The organism is Geitlerinema sp. CS-897, assembly GCF_028368005.1.
Taxonomy (GTDB): Bacteria; Cyanobacteriota; Cyanobacteriia; order Cyanobacteriales; family Geitlerinemataceae; genus Baaleninema; species Baaleninema simplex.
The window spans coordinates 1-15,456 of the sequence record NZ_JAQNCQ010000145.1 but is presented as its reverse complement, the minus strand read 5'-3'; the positions used below and the strand labels follow the sequence as shown (position 1 = coordinate 15,456).

The following is a 15,456-nucleotide window of genomic DNA, read 5'->3' as shown; positions in this document are numbered from 1 at the left end:
GGGGCGCATCGTGGACGTTAAACAAACAGCCTGTGAAGGCGTTCTGACCGGGGGTATTCGGGCTGGCTCGTTTATCTAGGCATGAGCCAGTGAAACAGGAATCTCCGACCATATCCGCTAGGGTTGGGGGGAGAGCGTCAATTTCAAGAAAAAGGGCAGGGGTGAACTCGTTGCCGATCGGGTATATCTTCAAGGCAGCGATCGTCCGATATGCCATACAGAAACCCAGTCGTCCCGTCTTCGTTCCTTTCCCGTTCGCCCCTAATCGAGATCGCCTTCCATCACAGTCGTAATCGCCTGTTTCGCGTTCGACTGGAACTCCTTAATATTGACGCGGCGCAAGAGCGCGATCGCGCAAACCATTCCCACCGCTTGCAACACGAACACCGAACCGTAAGCCAACATCGGCTCGTCGAATACCACTTTACCCAGGTTCAAAATTGCACCGCCGATGACGGTAGACAAGCCTCGCGCCATCGCTTGCGCCAATCCCCAAGCGCCGATGAAGGTTCCCGCCGTTTCCGCCACCGTCAAATCCAACATCAAACTGGTAGCACCGGCCGTCAAAACGCCGGAGAACAAGCCGAACAGTCCGATTCCAGCTTTCAACAAACCGGGATTCGTCACGACTCCCGCCAAAATCACCAACCCCAAACATACCGCCGCACCGAGACAACCGTACTTCGTCGTGCGTTCTTTCCCCAAGCGAGGGACGATGGCGAATCCCGTGACGCCGATTCCGATGAGAGTTCCCACGCCGAAGGGAATGTTGAGCTTTGTGGTTTCGGAAATGCACATTCCGAAGACTTCACCGCCGTAAGGTTCCATGACCGCGTCTTGGGCGAACAAGCTAACGGTCAACACCAGCAAAAACGAGAAAAACACGCCGGTTTGAGGGCTGGCGGTCAGAACGCGAAAGGCACTGGCGGGGGTAATTTTATCTTCGTGGTTCGCAGCTCGCGATCGCAGGGCGTAGCGGGAATATTTCTTTTCGACCCCCACCGTCGCCAGCAAACAGAGTCCCAAAACGATCGCCGGTACGATGACAAACACCGGGTTGATGGTGCGGCTGAGGGTGGCGATATTCGCCATCTGTTCCGTTTGTCCGGGGGAGTAGGAGAGGATCTCCGCCCCGCAGATTTCCGGTCGATCGAGTAGCGTGGAACTGATAATCGCCCCGACGACGATTCCCACCATCAACATCGACCACACCACGCTAATGAGTTTCGAGCGGTTGTCTTCGTCGGAAATGTCCACCAACATGGCGGCGAAGGGCGTCGAACTGGCACTGAGCGAGAGTCCGTAAAACGCGAACACCGCCGCCAGTGCGATCGCCCAGCCATAGGTGGGAGCGCTCAAACCCGCCGTCTGCAAGCTGTTACCCAGTTGCCACAACACCTGCAACGCCACAAACGACGTGAGGGTAAACAAGATCGCGCCGATCCAAACGTAACCGGAACGGTGTTTTCCAAACAGTGGTTTGGCGTCGGACATCTGACCGAACAGAACTCGCGCCGGAGAGACGAACCGTTCCATGGCGATCGCTCCAGTGGCGATCAGGGCGGGAACTCTCAGCTCGTCGATGGCGATCCGGTTGATCACGCCCAGCGTCAGCAGTGACATCATCCCCAGCCCCATTTGATAGAGTCCGAGGCGAAACATCGTCAGTAGGGTGATGCGCGGAGGCATCGATTTAGCGTCTGAAGGTTGGGATTCGTTGAGGTCGCGAGTGTCCATGTCGAGGCTTTTGAAATCGTTCGGTGTCTATATAGTGTAAAGCTCTTGGGGAAACGCGATCGACCTGTTCGGAGCTTCGGCTTCTGTTGCAAAGTCGAGGCCGAGGTCGAATCCATTGGCTTCGTCGAAGTTTCCGTTTTGTCAAACGGTTCCCGCTATGGTGTCGCAGTTGAAATTAAAATGTAATCGATCGAATGTCGTTGAAGAACGGTGGAGACCGAGCGATCGATGTCCGTCATCGACACTCGTTTCCCCATCTCTCCCACCATACCCTTAGCATGTTTCGATGAATTCTCACGAACAGCTTCACACCGATCGCCTCGCCGTCTTAATCGATGCAGATAACGCCAATGCAAAGCTTCTCGACGCCTTATTAAAAGAAATTGCCAAATATGGAACGGCTAACGTCAAACGGATCTATGGAGATTGGACGAGTACGCGACTCAACTCGTGGAAATCGCAACTTCTCAGTCATGCCATTCAACCCATCCAACAATTTTCGTATACCACCGGAAAAAATGCCACCGACAGCGCCTTAATTATCGACGCTATGGATTTACTATATACCGAAAATTTCGATGGCTTTTGTATCGTTTCGAGCGACAGTGACTTTACGCGGTTGGCGTGTCGCATTCGCGAATCTGGACTCGTAGTTTACGGCTTTGGCGAACAGAAAACCCCTTCTCCCTTTGTCAAAGCTTGCAATAAATTCATTTACACTGAAATCCTCGAGGCGCATCCTGAAACTGAAAAAGATGTGGAAGCATCCTCGAAAAATCACGCATCGAAATCGAGCTATCACCAACTTTTAATCGATGCTTACGAAGCCGCCAGCGGCGACGACGACTGGGTAGGTTTGGGAGCGGTAGGTTCTCAGCTTACAAAACTTTCGCCCTCGTTCGATCCGCGCAATTACGGGTATAAAAAACTCAGCCAGCTCGTACAAGCCAGTAATTTATTCGATATTAAAAACAAACCTCATTTACGCATTTGTCTGAGGAGTAAATCGTAAATCGAGTTGAAGTGCGATCGCCAATTGTGAAGAGACGCGATCGCGCATCGTTCTCGATTTCCAACCTCTCTCTTGGCTGAGTTCGAGCCAAGTCTAAAACCGTTCGGCGATCGCGCGACTGTTGGCTCGAGCGACGGCGAACTCCACCTCACCCATAACCTCTATGTTTACCAAAATGGCCGAACGAACTTCTTCGCGAACGCAAAGCGCCTCGCAGAAAGCGATTTTCTAACCTTGTTTTTAGCAAATCTTGGAGCTTTCCCGAAACGCTCTCAGCCCTAAAAGGGGGCTGTCGAAATCGCCCGTCCAAAAAACTCGCTCGCCCTAAGAATCGACCGAGGCTCGCCGAACGCGGTAATGAATCTTCAGCCCTAAAATCGCCGAAGATAGCATCAACGTAACCAAGTTCGCAAAAATCACGGGTAAATCCTGCACGGATGTCCCATAAACCAGCCAGAGTAAAATGCCGAGACACAACGTCACCAGCATACTCCAAGAAATATCGTCGGCAGACTTCGATTTCCAGGTTTTAATCAACTGCGGGAGATAGGCAATTGTCGTCATCGTTCCCGCTAACAACCCTAAAACCATAGTGTCGTTCATGTTAGGCTCCCATTTTTGAATGCGCGATGGTTTGCTGGCGTTCGAGAGTCGTTAGATTGTAAAAATCTTAAAACTCAGACAGTCCGATAGGGTACAATTGAGTGCCGAGCGACGGCTGTTTTTGCTGTCGAATAGCGATTATAGAAGATAAATCTGCCACTGCGATCGGGAAAAAGAAGAGATAAGCAGAATTCATCGAACGAAATCGGGAATATTCCACACTGTTATCGATCCTGAGATGACTGAGATCGCCCTAAATGTAACGACCAACGGATCGCGTCTCGATCGCTTTTTGGCCGATCGCCTCAGCGAACTGTCGCGATCGCGCGTGCAGCAACTCATCGAACGGGAGTGCGTGCGCGTCAACGACGAAATCTGTACCTCGAAAAAATTGAAAGTCTACGCGGGCGATCGCCTTCAGGTTGAAATTCCACCTGCCGAACCGCTCGAACTCGAGCCGATGGAAATTCCCCTCGAGATTCTCTACGAAGACGACCACCTCCTCATTGTAAACAAACCGGCCGGATTAGTGGTACATCCTGCCCCCGGACATAGCCAAGATACTCTCGTTAACGCCCTTTTAGCTCATTGCGATCGCCTCGCGGGAATCGGCGGCGTCCAACGTCCCGGTATCGTTCATCGTCTCGACAAGGACACCACGGGAGCGATCGTCGTGGCGAAAACAGACGTCGCCCACCAGCACTTACAAGCTCAAATCAAGGCCAAAACGGCTCGTCGGGAATATCTCGGCGTCGTCTACGGTTCCCCGGACGCCGACAGCGGTACGATCGATCGTCCCATCGGACGCCATCCGGTCGATCGAAAAAAAATGGCCGTCGTCCCTGAAGACCGAGGCGGACGAGTAGCGGTGACCCACTGGCAAGTCCGAGAACGGCTCGGAAACTATGCGTTACTTCATTTTTGTCTCGAAACCGGCCGCACCCACCAAATTCGCGTTCACAGCGCCTCCATCGGACATCCGATCGTGGGCGATCCAGTCTACGGTTCCGGGCGATCTGTGGGGGTCAACTTACCGGGACAAGCCCTACACGCTTGGAAGCTCACGTTAGAACATCCGGTGTCTGGGGAAGCGATCGCCGCGATCGCCCCCCTTCCTGACACGACGATCGAACTTCTGCGAGTTCTCAAACGCCGCCAGTAGTGTTATTTCTTCTTTTTCTTCTTTTTTGAACGATTCTTGCGACTCGACTTAGACGAACCCGAAGACTGCCCCCCAGCAAATCCCGAAGCTTTAGGTTGCACCGTTTTATCGAATTTAGGAGGGGTGAGAAGCGAGCGTTTTTGAGTTTTCTTAAAACACGCCCAGCTTTCCATTTCCGCGATCGTATCGTTGATGAAAGTATAACGCCCCCTCTTGTGAAGCCGTGCCATTGTTGCGTCTACACCTTCTTCAAACGCCCGATTGATATTTTTTAAACTAATAAAAAATGTTTCGACTCGATCGTCTTTATAAGCTTGTTCGATGTAAGGCTTGAGTTCGATCGCGCACAAATAATAGCTCGTCCTGGCGAGATAAGTCCAAATCTTAGAGTCATCCGGTTCTTTATCGAGCTTTCCAGAAAACAGTTCTTCCAGATATCGAATGACCTCTTCTCTCGGAAGTACGTCTTCAACGACTAAAACCACGAGAGCATCTAGGGCTGCCGATCTCGTCCATTCATTAATTTCTGGATTTTCAATGAGTTGTTGAATGAGTGTAATATCACCGTAACACACAGAAGCGAGGATTCTGCATAGGTCTTCTGTGATAATATCTCCCGTGGCTTGCTCTGGCATCTCCTGTTTGTCGCCGGTTTGGGAGAAGAAATTGACGATGACGGGATAAGCTTTCTTTTCTCGAAATTGCGCGAGCAAGTATAAAGCGTAAATGTGTAAATACGCGGTGGTATCCTCGCACAACTCTTCGATGTTGTTTGCTCCATATTCAAGAGCTTCTAACAAGGCGGGGGTAATGGCTTCCCGCTCTTCGATCGCCTGTTTGACAGCGTAGCGAGGGAACGTACCGCGATAGGTACGGAGTTCGTTTAAAATTTCGTGTAATTGCATGGTTTGTATCCGAAGTTTGGTAAAAAACTGTCCGAGCGAAAATTGTGAACTGATAGAAAAGAAGGACAGCGCGTTTTTCTATCGTTGATGACAAGAACTCCGCCAGCGTTCGTACGACGAATTTCTTGTCCGAAATGCTTACTTTTTCTTCTTCTTCTTCTTCGATTTAGATCGATTCGTCTTACGAGCCTGTTTTTGCTGCTTTTGCTTAACTTTTTTGGGAGAATTCGCAGAGAGTTTTCGATCGTCCCCCCCCGAAGATGAAGCAGATGTCGTTTGCAGTTTCTCTTGCACTTGCATCGCTTCCATCACCCGAGCTTGCTGGGCGGTTGCAAACGGGCTGTGTTGTAAAAACACCTGCGGATTCATAAAAAGTATCGATTTTTCCAGATCGGCGATTGGGTCGTCAATCAACGTATAATCAGAGCTTTCGCGAAGTCGAGTCAAAGCTTCTTCTGGACTAAGTTGAAACGCAGCTTCCAACACTTTTGGAGGAACCGAAATTTCATCAACCCATACCACTTCAGAAATGCGTTCGATTTCGGGTTTAAGTTCGTCTCCGCCCAAATTCATACAGGCTTTTACTAACATCGACCAGAGATCTGACTCGTTCGGCTCGCCTTTCAGTTTTCCCGAAAGCAACTCTTTAAAATATCGAACGACTTGTTCCCGTTCGAGGAGATCCCGAGCGACCAAAATCACCAAAGCATCGATGGCCGCTCCTCGAGTCCAAACACTCACTTCTCTATTTTCAATGAGTTGTTGAAGTTGCGAAAGATCGCCGTTGTAAACTGAGGCAAAAACCCGGCACAAATCTTCAGTGATGATATCTCCCGTGACCTCTTCTGCCATCACTTGCGTTTCGCCAGTCTGGTCGAACAAATCCACGATGAGGGGATAAGCTTGTTTTTCCCGAAATTTCGCCAGCAAATAGAGGGCGTGCATTGGTAAATACGACTCTTCTTCGCCTTCGTATACTTCTTTTAGGTTGTTTTTTGTATATTCGAGGGCGGAGAGCAATTCGGGGGTAATGGCTTCCCGTTCTTCGATCGCTCGTTCGATGGCGTGACGGGGCAGCTCGTCGCTCGGCGTTTGCAGTTCGGATAAGATTTCTTTTATTTCCACGATCTAAATATTTAACGATTTACAACAACAACTTTTTCAAAGCGAGCAATTCGCTCGATATTGTAATTTACTATATTTTAAGATTCAGCGCAAGAGAATATACGATTTTTCTGTTATTTTCAGGTGTTTTTGTTTGGCGATCTATTCTCAAACTCTCTTCGGTATGTGATTTCGAGAACGAACTAAGTCCCAAAAACGAGAACTCCAGCTCGTTGAAAAACCAGAGTTCTCATTTGCTTTAACTGACCTGTTTTTTTGGAGTTATGGTCGTTCTAAAACGATGGATTTCCCTCAATCCTCAAAGTGAGAAACGATCGCGTCGGCAAACCCCGAACACTTTAACGGTTCGACCGGCGGGTCTATCAACCGGGCCAAATCATAGGTAACTTCCCCGTTAGAAATCGCCGTACCAATACCCTTTTCAATCAGGGCTGCCGCTTCGTTCCATCCCATATATTCCAACATGATGACCGCCGATAAAATCAGCGAGCCGGGATTGATGCGATCGAGTCCCGCGTGTTTGGGAGCCGTGCCGTGAGTCGCCTCGAAAATGGCACAGTTATCGCCGATGTTCGCTCCGGGAGCCATGCCCAAACCGCCCACGATCGCCGCAGCCGCATCCGAGAGATAGTCGCCGTTGAGGTTCATCGTCGCCAAAATCGAATATTCAGCCGGACGAGTTTGAATTTGCTGGAAAATGCTGTCGGCGATGCGATCGTTGACCATCACTTTCTCTTTCCATTTTCCATTACCGTGAGTTTCCCAAATCGTCGCGAGAACGTCCTCGACTTCTTGACGAATTTCGGCTTGCTTGTCCGGTGTCAAAGAAGCGTAACCCGGATCGATTTTGCGTGCGTTTTCTTCGGCGGTGATGTCGGGCTTGGCTTCTTTGTTGCTGAGAATCCACGATTCCCGTTCCGTCACGCACTCGTCGCGAAATTCCGTCGTCGCCAGTTCGTAACCCCAGGAGCGGAACGCCCCCTCGGTGTACTTCATGATGTTGCCCTTATGCACCAGCGTCACCATTTGCTTCTCTTTGGGCAGGCGCAAGGCGTGTTTGATAGCGCGGCGGACGAGCCGTTGCGATCCCGTTTTACTAACGGGTTTGATGCCGATTCCCGAGTCGAGGCGAATTTGTTTTTTACCGTGTTCGGGCGTGGCGGGAATCAAATCGTCGTTGAGATGTTGAATGAGTTTTTCAGCGATATCGCTTCCTTGCGCCCATTCAATCCCCAAATAAATGTCTTCAGTGTTTTCCCGGTAGACGATGACGTCGAGTTTGTCCGGGCTTTTGTGAGGTGAGGGGGTTCCAGCGTAGTACTTACAGGGACGCACGCAGGCGTAAAGGTCGTTGATTTGCCGCAGAGCGACGTTGAGCGATCGAATACCACCGCCGACGGGAGTGGTTAACGGACCTTTGATCGCGATGCCGTATTCCGTAATGGCGTTGAGAGTATCTTGGGGCAGATATTGAAACTGTCCGTACTGCTCGCAGGCTTCGTCTCCGGCGTAAATTTTGAACCAGCTAATTTTCCGTTTTCCGCCGTAAGCCGTCTCGACAGCCGCATCGATGACCTTTTGCGTCGCCGGCCAGATATCGACCCCCGTTCCGTCGCCGCGAATAAACGGCACGATCGGATTGTCGGGAACGATAGGTTCGCCGTCTTTGAACGTGACTTTTTCACCGACGCTCGGGGGGGTAATCTTTTCGTACATCTCGAACTCCTCGTTCTGCACTCCGGTACAGGTATAGCGATGTCAGACTACCAGATCCTTCGATGAGTTTGCTGTGTATTTAACGATTTAGGAAGAATTGAGGTGGACGCGACAACCGACTCGGTTCTACAAGATCTCGTTTCTCGGAAAGTTCGGACGCGCCAAGTGAAGACGATCGCCGTCCATCCCAACCCGACCCGTTGCCCGAACGCGATCGTTCGTCATCAAACCATTACCCGCGTTGCCAGAACGGGCTACTTTCGATTAAGATTTATGCTCTACACTTGATTTAGTGGTCAGGAGCGGCTGTCGTCAGGGCTAGACAGACTGTATTATAACCAACCGCGTCCAGTCCTAGATTGTTTTCTAGCCAAAAATATCGCATTCATTTTCTCGATGCGGTAGCGTTAGCTCCGAAAAGCAGTCGCGACGCTCCGGCGTAGGCTCGCCGACTTCTCGACACCCCGATCGCTCTTAACCGGCCCCTTTGCCCGAAGACCGACGCTGATGCGGCTAGATATCGCGCGACTTCCCCATGACGAAGGTTTCGTTTGCGCGCGATTCGTCGAGTCGCGAGTATCGGCCACCGGCGCAGACCCTACCTGACGCTGAGGGCAGTAACGGAACGAGCGAGCTGCCTTGCTCACCCAACGAGATGTGCCAGAGTTACACAACGAACGAGGAATCAATATGGATCGAATGGGCGTAAATCGCGATCGCTACCAGCACACGAACGAACAGGCTTTTTCTCCCAACTTAACCGATCTAGCCGCAACTCACCGCGATGTCGGGGGTTCGGCCACAGACGCGCGAGACGGACAACGCTGGCTCGTCGAAGAACGGGATGCCTGCGGCGTCGGCTTTATCGCCGCTGTGGACGCGCAAGCCAATCACGACATCGTGGCTAAAGCCGTCAGCGCCCTCTCCTGTCTCGAACACCGAGGCGGGTGCAGTGCAGATTACGACTCCGGCGACGGTTCGGGAATTCTCATGGCCGTGCCGTGGAAACTCGTCGAACAATGGCTCGACGAACGGGAAATCGCTACACCCGTGCGCGAGCGTATGGCCGTGGGGATGGTGTTTCTCCCCCAAGACGAGGAAACTGCCAAACACGCCAAAGATACGATAAACCGCGTCTTTTCCGAGGAAGGATTTAACGTCTTAGGCTGGCGCGTCGTCCCCGTCAACCCCAACGTTCTCGGTCCCCAAGCTCGAGAACTGCAACCGCAAATCGAACAGATTATCGTCAGCCACGACCGCCTCGAAGGAGACGAACTCGAACGCGCGACGTATTTAGCCCGTCGGTCTGTGGGAAAAGTTCTCGACGACGTCGCCGAAATTGAATGGGGCAACAACTTCTATATTTGTTCGTTCTCGAACCGTACCGTCGTTTATAAAGCGATGGTTCGCGCGGCGGTGTTGGGTGAGTTTTACCTCGACCTGAAAAACCCCGATACGGTCAGTTCCTTTGCCGTGTACCACCGTCGGTTCAGTACCAATACCATGCCGCGATGGCCGTTGGCGCAACCGATGCGCCTGCTGGGTCACAACGGCGAAATTAACACCCTGCTGGGGAACATCAACTGGATGAAGGCGCGACAGGCGGAACTGTCGAGTCCCGTGTGGGGCGATCGCATCAACACCTTACTACCGGTCGTCGATGCCAGTAACAGCGATTCGGCCAACCTCGACAACGTGCTGGAATTGCTGGTGAGATCGGGACGGACGCCCCTAGAAGCCCTGATGCTGATGGTTCCCGAGGCGTACATGAACCAACCCGCCTTGGAAGCCTATCCCGAAATCGTCGATTTTTACGAGTATTACAGCGGCTTGCAGGAAGCCTGGGACGGTCCGGCATTGCTGGCGTTCAGCGACGGTAAAATCGTCGGGGCGGGACTCGATCGCAACGGCTTGCGCCCGGCTCGCTACCTCGTCACCCGCGATGGCATGGTGATCGTGTCCTCCGAAGCGGGAACCATCGACATCGACCCGGCCGCGATCGTCGAAAACGGCCGTCTGGGCCCCGGACAAACCATCGCCGTCGATCTCGAAAACCACAAAGTCCTTAAAAACTGGGATATCAAACGGCAAGTGGCCGCCCAGCATCCCTACGGACAATGGACGGCTGCCCGTCCGCTGATGGGAGAACGGAAAGGAATTCCTTTTGAGCTTGAAGGAGACCACCTCGTCCAACAGCAAACCACCTTCGGTTACACCAAGGAAGATGTGGACATGGTAGTGGTTCCCATGGCCACTGATGGCAAAGAACCCACCTATTGCATGGGCGACGACATCCCCTTAGCGGTGCTGTCGGACAAACCGCGCCTGCTGTACGACTACTTCAAACAGCGGTTCGCGCAAGTCACCAATCCCGCCATCGACCCGCTGCGGGAAGGGCTGGTCATGTCCTTGACGATGTTGTTAGGACGCCGGGGCAACTTGCTCGATCGCTCTCCTGGGGTCGATCGCCTGCTGAAAATCGAGAGTCCTCTGTTAAGCGACGACCAACTGGCCGGAATTCGTAACAGCGTTCTCCAGACCGCCACGTTATCGACGTTGTTCGAGATTAACGGGGGCGGCGACAAACTCAAAGGTGCTGTCGAAGCCCTCTGTGCGAAAGCGACAGCGGCGGTGGAAGCCGGGGCGGAAGTCCTAATTCTCAGCGATCGCATCGATGACAGCGGCAACCCCACCAAAGTGAACGAAACCCATACCTACATCCCGCCGATGCTGGCCGTCGGGGCCGTTCACCACCACCTCATCGCTCGTGGACTGCGGATGAAAGCCTCTATCGTCGTGGATACCGCCCAGTGCTGGAGTACCCACCACTACGCGTGTTTAGTGGGCTACGGTGCCAGTGCGGTCTGTCCGTATCTGACTTGGGAAACCCTGCGTCAGTGGTGGCACGACGATCGCACCCAATCTTTGATTAAAACCGGAAAACTCCCCAACCTCAGCCTCGACGATTCCCTGAAGAACTATCGCAAAGCGGCCGAAGCCGGTTTGCTGAAAATCCTCTCGAAAATGGGGATTTCGCTGCTGTCGAGTTACCAAGGGGCGCAAATTTTCGAGGCGATCGGTATCGGCGGCGAGTTAATCGATTTGGGGATGAAAGGCACTACCTCTCGCATCGGCGGTTTGACGGTGGCCGATTTGGGTCGCGAAACTCTGGAATTCCACAAACGGGCGTTTCCCCACGTGGAAAAACTGGAACATTACGGCTTCGTCCAACACCGCAAAGGGGGCGAATATCACGGTAACAACCCCGACATGACGAAGCTGTTGCACAAAGCCGTTCGAGACGGTCAGTACGACCATTACGAGGTCTATCGCGAACAGCTTGAAAACCGTCCTGTGGCGGCGTTGCGAGATCTGTTGGACTTCGACAGCGATCGCGATCCGATTCCTCTCGAAGAGGTCGAATCCACAGAAGAGATTCTCAAACGGTTCTGCACCGGGGGAATGTCTCTGGGGGCGCTATCGCCGGAAGCTCACGAGACGCTGGCGATCGCCATGAACCGCATCGGCGGAAAATCTAACTCTGGGGAAGGGGGCGAAGACCCGATTCGCTTCAAAGTCCTCGACGACGTGGACGACAACGGCTTCTCGACACTGTTGCCCCACCTGAAGGGGTTGAAAAACGGCGATACGGCGTCTTCTTACATCAAACAGGTGGCGTCGGGACGCTTCGGCGTGACGCCGGAGTACTTGATGAACGCCAAACAGATCGAGATTAAAGTGGCGCAAGGGGCGAAACCTGGCGAAGGCGGGCAGTTGCCCGGCCGGAAAGTCAGCGAGTACATCGCTATGTTGCGGCGGTCTAAACCCGGCGTGACCTTGATTTCGCCGCCGCCCCACCACGATATTTATTCGATCGAAGACTTGGCGCAGTTGATTTTCGACTTGCATCAAATCAACCCGAAAGCGGGGGTTTCCGTGAAACTGGTGTCCTCGGTGGGGATTGGAACCATCGCCGCTGGGGTGGCCAAAGCCAACGCCGACGTGATTCAAATTTCGGGTCACGACGGCGGCACTGGGGCGTCTCCCCTGAGTTCGATCAAACACGCCGGGAGTCCCTGGGAACTGGGCTTGACGGAAGTTCACCGGGTTCTGATGGAAAACCGCCTTCGGGAGCGCGTGACGTTGCGGGTTGACGGCGGAATGCACACCGGATGGGATGTCGTGATGGCGGCATTGATGGGCGCTCAGGAATTCGGTTTCGGCACCGTGGCCATGATTGCCGAAGGCTGCATCATGGCGCGGGTTTGCCACATGAACCGTTGTCCGGTGGGCGTGACGACGCAACAAGAGAAATTGCGGAAGCGGTTCCCCGGAATGCCCGAACACGTGGTTAATTTCTTCGTCTTCGTGGCCGAAGAGGTGCGATCGCTCCTGGCGCGATTGGGGTATCGCTCCCTCAACGAACTCATCGGACGTTCTGACCTGCTGAAAGCCCGCGAGAACGTGAAACTGACCAAACCACAGGCGATCGACTTGCGTTGTCTGCTGGAGTTGCCCCAGTCGGAAAATCGCGATTGGGTGACGCCGCAACCGGTTCACAGCAACGGGGCGGTTCTCGACGACGAGTTGTTAGCCGACGCCGAGATTGCCAACGCCATCAACAACCAAGGCAGCGTCGCCAAAACAGTGAAGTTGGTCAATACCGATCGCTGTGTCGGGGCGCGGATTTCCGGTGCGATCGCCGAGAAATATGGCAACACCGGCTTTGAAGGACAGCTCGACTTGACCTTTAAAGGCAGTGCCGGTCAAAGTTTCGGCGCGTTCACCCTCTCGGGAATGTCGATTACCCTCGAAGGAGAAGCCAACGACTACGTCGGCAAAGGCATCAACGGCGGCGAAATCTGCATCAAACCCCCAGCCAGTACGGACTTCGACCCGTCGAAAAACGCCATTTTGGGCAACACCTGTCTCTACGGTGCAACTGGAGGTATCCTCTTCGCCCAAGGTCGCGCTGGAGAGCGGTTTGCCGTCCGCAACTCTAAAGGTCAGGCGATCGTCGAAGGGGCAGGAGACCACTGCTGCGAGTACATGACCGGTGGAACTGTCGTCGTGTTGGGACCGGTGGGACGCAACGTCGGTGCGGGTATGACGGGCGGTTTGGCCTATTTCCTCGACGAAGACAATAGCTTCCCGGCAAAAGTGAACCCGGAAATCGTGACAATTCAGCGGGTTTGCACGTCTGCGGGCGAGGAACAGTTAAAATCCCTGATTCGCGCCCACGCCGACCGGGGTAGTGCTAAAGCTCAGCAGATTCTCGATAATTGGTCGGTGTATCTGCCGCAGTTCTGGCAGGTGGTGCCGCCGTCCGAAGCGGATACGCTGTTGGCCAATCCCGAAGCGGCGGAAACGAAGGAATTGGCAAAAGCCTAGGGGTTTTCAACTGTTGCCACGGGTATAGCATCTCAAGGCGACCCCGTTCTCTGTATTCTGAGAGCGGGGTTTTTTATTCCTAAACCTGAGATCGGGATAATACGGAATCCGCACACCATAGCCCCTTTTAACGAGATCGCTCAAAATCAATGTAAGTCCTGGCGTACAGGGACTTTACAGCGAGGGCTGCAAAACAGGGTTTTCAAACCTGGATTCCGTATTACAAGAGGACGATGAAATTAGTCGGGAATCGGTTAGGGGTTAAGACCGAGAAGAAAGAAAAATTCGGGTAAAAATGGCATCTAATACGGGGTAGTGGCGGAAACGGTGGTGATTTCTAACGACTCGCCCCGAACGGTGCGCCCAAGTGCGAGATTGCACCGTCAATCGTTTTTTGTCCCACGTAGCCGACAAACTTTCCGACGATCTCGGAAAACTGCAAATCTCCCGCCAACAGTCGCGCTGCGATGTGAGTGCCGTCGCGACGTCGTACCACGTGACGGTAACACCAGTCGGGGAAGCGGTAGAAAAACGCCGCCAGCAATCGCGCTGCATTGAAATTGGCTGCCACTTCTGCGTGTAACTGCGCCGTGTACTGTTGGGGACAGCCTGCGGCAATACAATCGGCGGCAATAATACCGCTTTTGATGCCGTGAAGGATACCGTCTCCGAAAAAGGGATTGACGAGTCCCGCCGCGTCACCGACGAGCAGAATGCGTCCATCTCGACTGTGGCGGCGTTCTTTGCCTTGCCAGAGCGGTAAAGGATGGGCGTAAAACTTCAACGCTGCGCGATCGACGTTTAAATCGAAGCGATCGAAATAGCCGAAAATCGCCCGTTCCAACTCGTCGCGAACGAACCGATTTCCCCCCCGTTTCCCTTTTGGTGGATGGAACACCCCAGCCCCGACGTTCAAACTCTCTCCTTTCGGAAAAATCCAGGCGTAGCCTCGGCGTACCGCCCCGTATTCCAAATGCGCCACGTCGGGGCGTAACCTGTCCGGGGATGCGTGCCAATCGTAAGGCAGTTCGACTTCCATAGCGATCGCTAACTGTCGCCGCTGCCGCAAATTCGCCGCATTGGCCGCGATCCCGTTAGCCCCGTCTGCACCGATAACCTGTCGCGCTGTCGCTGTAAAACTCTCTCGTCGATCGCCCGTTCGAGAGGCACGAACCGTCACCCCTCGCGAGTCGAGATCGAGCGATCGCACCGTCAACCCATCTCGCAACTGCGCCCCGCAACGAACCGCCTGACGAACCAAGGCGTTATCGAACAGCGGACGCTGTACCATCCACAGCGATAAATCCCGAGGCGACTCTGGTAAATTGACCGATCCCACATGAGCTTCGCCGAAATTCCACGTGTGGCACAACTGGCGCACCTGAGATTCGACCGCAACTTCAACCCCCGTATCGGGAAAGAGATCGCGCAGCCACGCGTCCACTTGCATCGGCATTCCGCCCCCACAGGGTTTGTGACGGGGTAACGCCCGTTTTTCCAGCAATGCCACCCGCAATCCGGCTCGAGCTGCCCTGGCTGCCGCCGTCGCGCCAGACGGCCCGGCACCACACACGATAACGTCGTAATCTAGCACGATTTCCTACAAGTTTAGAGCTGAGGAATCTATTGGATGAAGCTCACCCCACCTGCTAGGGCGCGAGGCAGAGGTGTCTTATTACAAGGCGTTAGCCCTTGCGACAGGCGGCATTCTCGCTGTGTTCTGGGAACTTTTACCCAGCAACACCCCCAAGTTGTTTCCACTATGGGGCTTTAGAAAAACTCTTGCCTGGAGTCTGACGTATATT

General features: G+C 53.4%; 10 protein-coding genes. 4 read left to right on the top strand and 6 right to left on the bottom strand.

What is annotated here, in order from left to right; genetic code table 11:
- Window positions 1-261: 261 nt before the first annotated feature.
- Window positions 262-1,737: a BCD family MFS transporter gene (locus POG22_RS09050; protein WP_498904840.1), complete on the bottom strand. Its 1,476-nt coding sequence runs from the start codon at window positions 1,735-1,737 to the stop codon at window positions 262-264.
- Between the two features lie 286 nt (window positions 1,738-2,023).
- On the opposite strand from POG22_RS09050, the gene POG22_RS09045 reads away from it, so the two are divergent.
- Entirely contained in the window at window positions 2,024-2,749 is a 726-nt protein-coding gene (locus POG22_RS09045; RefSeq protein WP_063715533.1) for an NYN domain-containing protein, read from the top strand.
- Between the two features lie 324 nt (window positions 2,750-3,073).
- Here POG22_RS09045 and POG22_RS09040 read toward each other — a convergent pair whose 3' ends face one another.
- A complete protein-coding gene (locus POG22_RS09040; RefSeq protein WP_017660836.1) occupies window positions 3,074-3,352 on the bottom strand; it encodes a SemiSWEET transporter in 279 nt (92 codons plus the stop codon).
- Window positions 3,353-3,590: 238 nt separating this feature from the next.
- Between POG22_RS09040 and POG22_RS09035 the strand changes: the two genes are divergently transcribed.
- On the top strand, window positions 3,591-4,514 hold the full coding sequence (locus POG22_RS09035; RefSeq protein ID WP_498904837.1) for an RluA family pseudouridine synthase: 924 nt from the start codon (window positions 3,591-3,593) through the stop codon (window positions 4,512-4,514).
- A 2-nt stretch (window positions 4,515-4,516) separates the two neighbouring features.
- Here POG22_RS09035 and POG22_RS09030 read toward each other — a convergent pair whose 3' ends face one another.
- The 3 genes from POG22_RS09030 to POG22_RS09020 all read right to left on the bottom strand — a co-directional run bounded on the left by POG22_RS09030 (window position 4,517) and on the right by POG22_RS09020 (window position 8,260).
- A complete protein-coding gene (locus tag POG22_RS09030; protein ID WP_498904835.1) occupies window positions 4,517-5,419 on the bottom strand; it encodes a DUF1186 domain-containing protein in 903 nt (300 codons plus the stop codon).
- 138 nt (window positions 5,420-5,557) lie between these two features.
- Entirely contained in the window at window positions 5,558-6,544 is a 987-nt protein-coding gene (locus POG22_RS09025; protein ID WP_498904833.1) for a DUF1186 domain-containing protein, read from the bottom strand.
- 291 nt (window positions 6,545-6,835) lie between these two features.
- Window positions 6,836-8,260 (bottom strand): NADP-dependent isocitrate dehydrogenase, encoded by a 1,425-nt coding sequence (locus POG22_RS09020; protein ID WP_498904832.1) that lies wholly within the window; start codon window positions 8,258-8,260, stop codon window positions 6,836-6,838.
- A 102-nt stretch (window positions 8,261-8,362) separates the two neighbouring features.
- Between POG22_RS09020 and POG22_RS09015 the strand changes: the two genes are divergently transcribed.
- Both POG22_RS09015 and gltB read left to right on the top strand, forming a co-directional pair.
- Window positions 8,363-8,548, top strand: a complete 186-nt coding sequence (locus POG22_RS09015; protein ID WP_498904830.1) for a hypothetical protein — start codon at window positions 8,363-8,365, stop codon at window positions 8,546-8,548.
- 402 nt (window positions 8,549-8,950) lie between these two features.
- Window positions 8,951-13,651 (top strand): glutamate synthase large subunit, encoded by a 4,701-nt coding sequence (gene gltB, locus POG22_RS09010; protein WP_498904828.1) that lies wholly within the window; start codon window positions 8,951-8,953, stop codon window positions 13,649-13,651.
- 337 nt (window positions 13,652-13,988) lie between these two features.
- On the opposite strand, the gene POG22_RS09005 is transcribed toward gltB, so the two are convergent.
- Complete coding sequence (locus tag POG22_RS09005) at window positions 13,989-15,245, bottom strand: geranylgeranyl reductase family protein (RefSeq protein ID WP_063715538.1); 1,257 nt, start codon at window positions 15,243-15,245, stop codon at window positions 13,989-13,991.
- Window positions 15,246-15,456 lie beyond the last annotated feature (211 nt).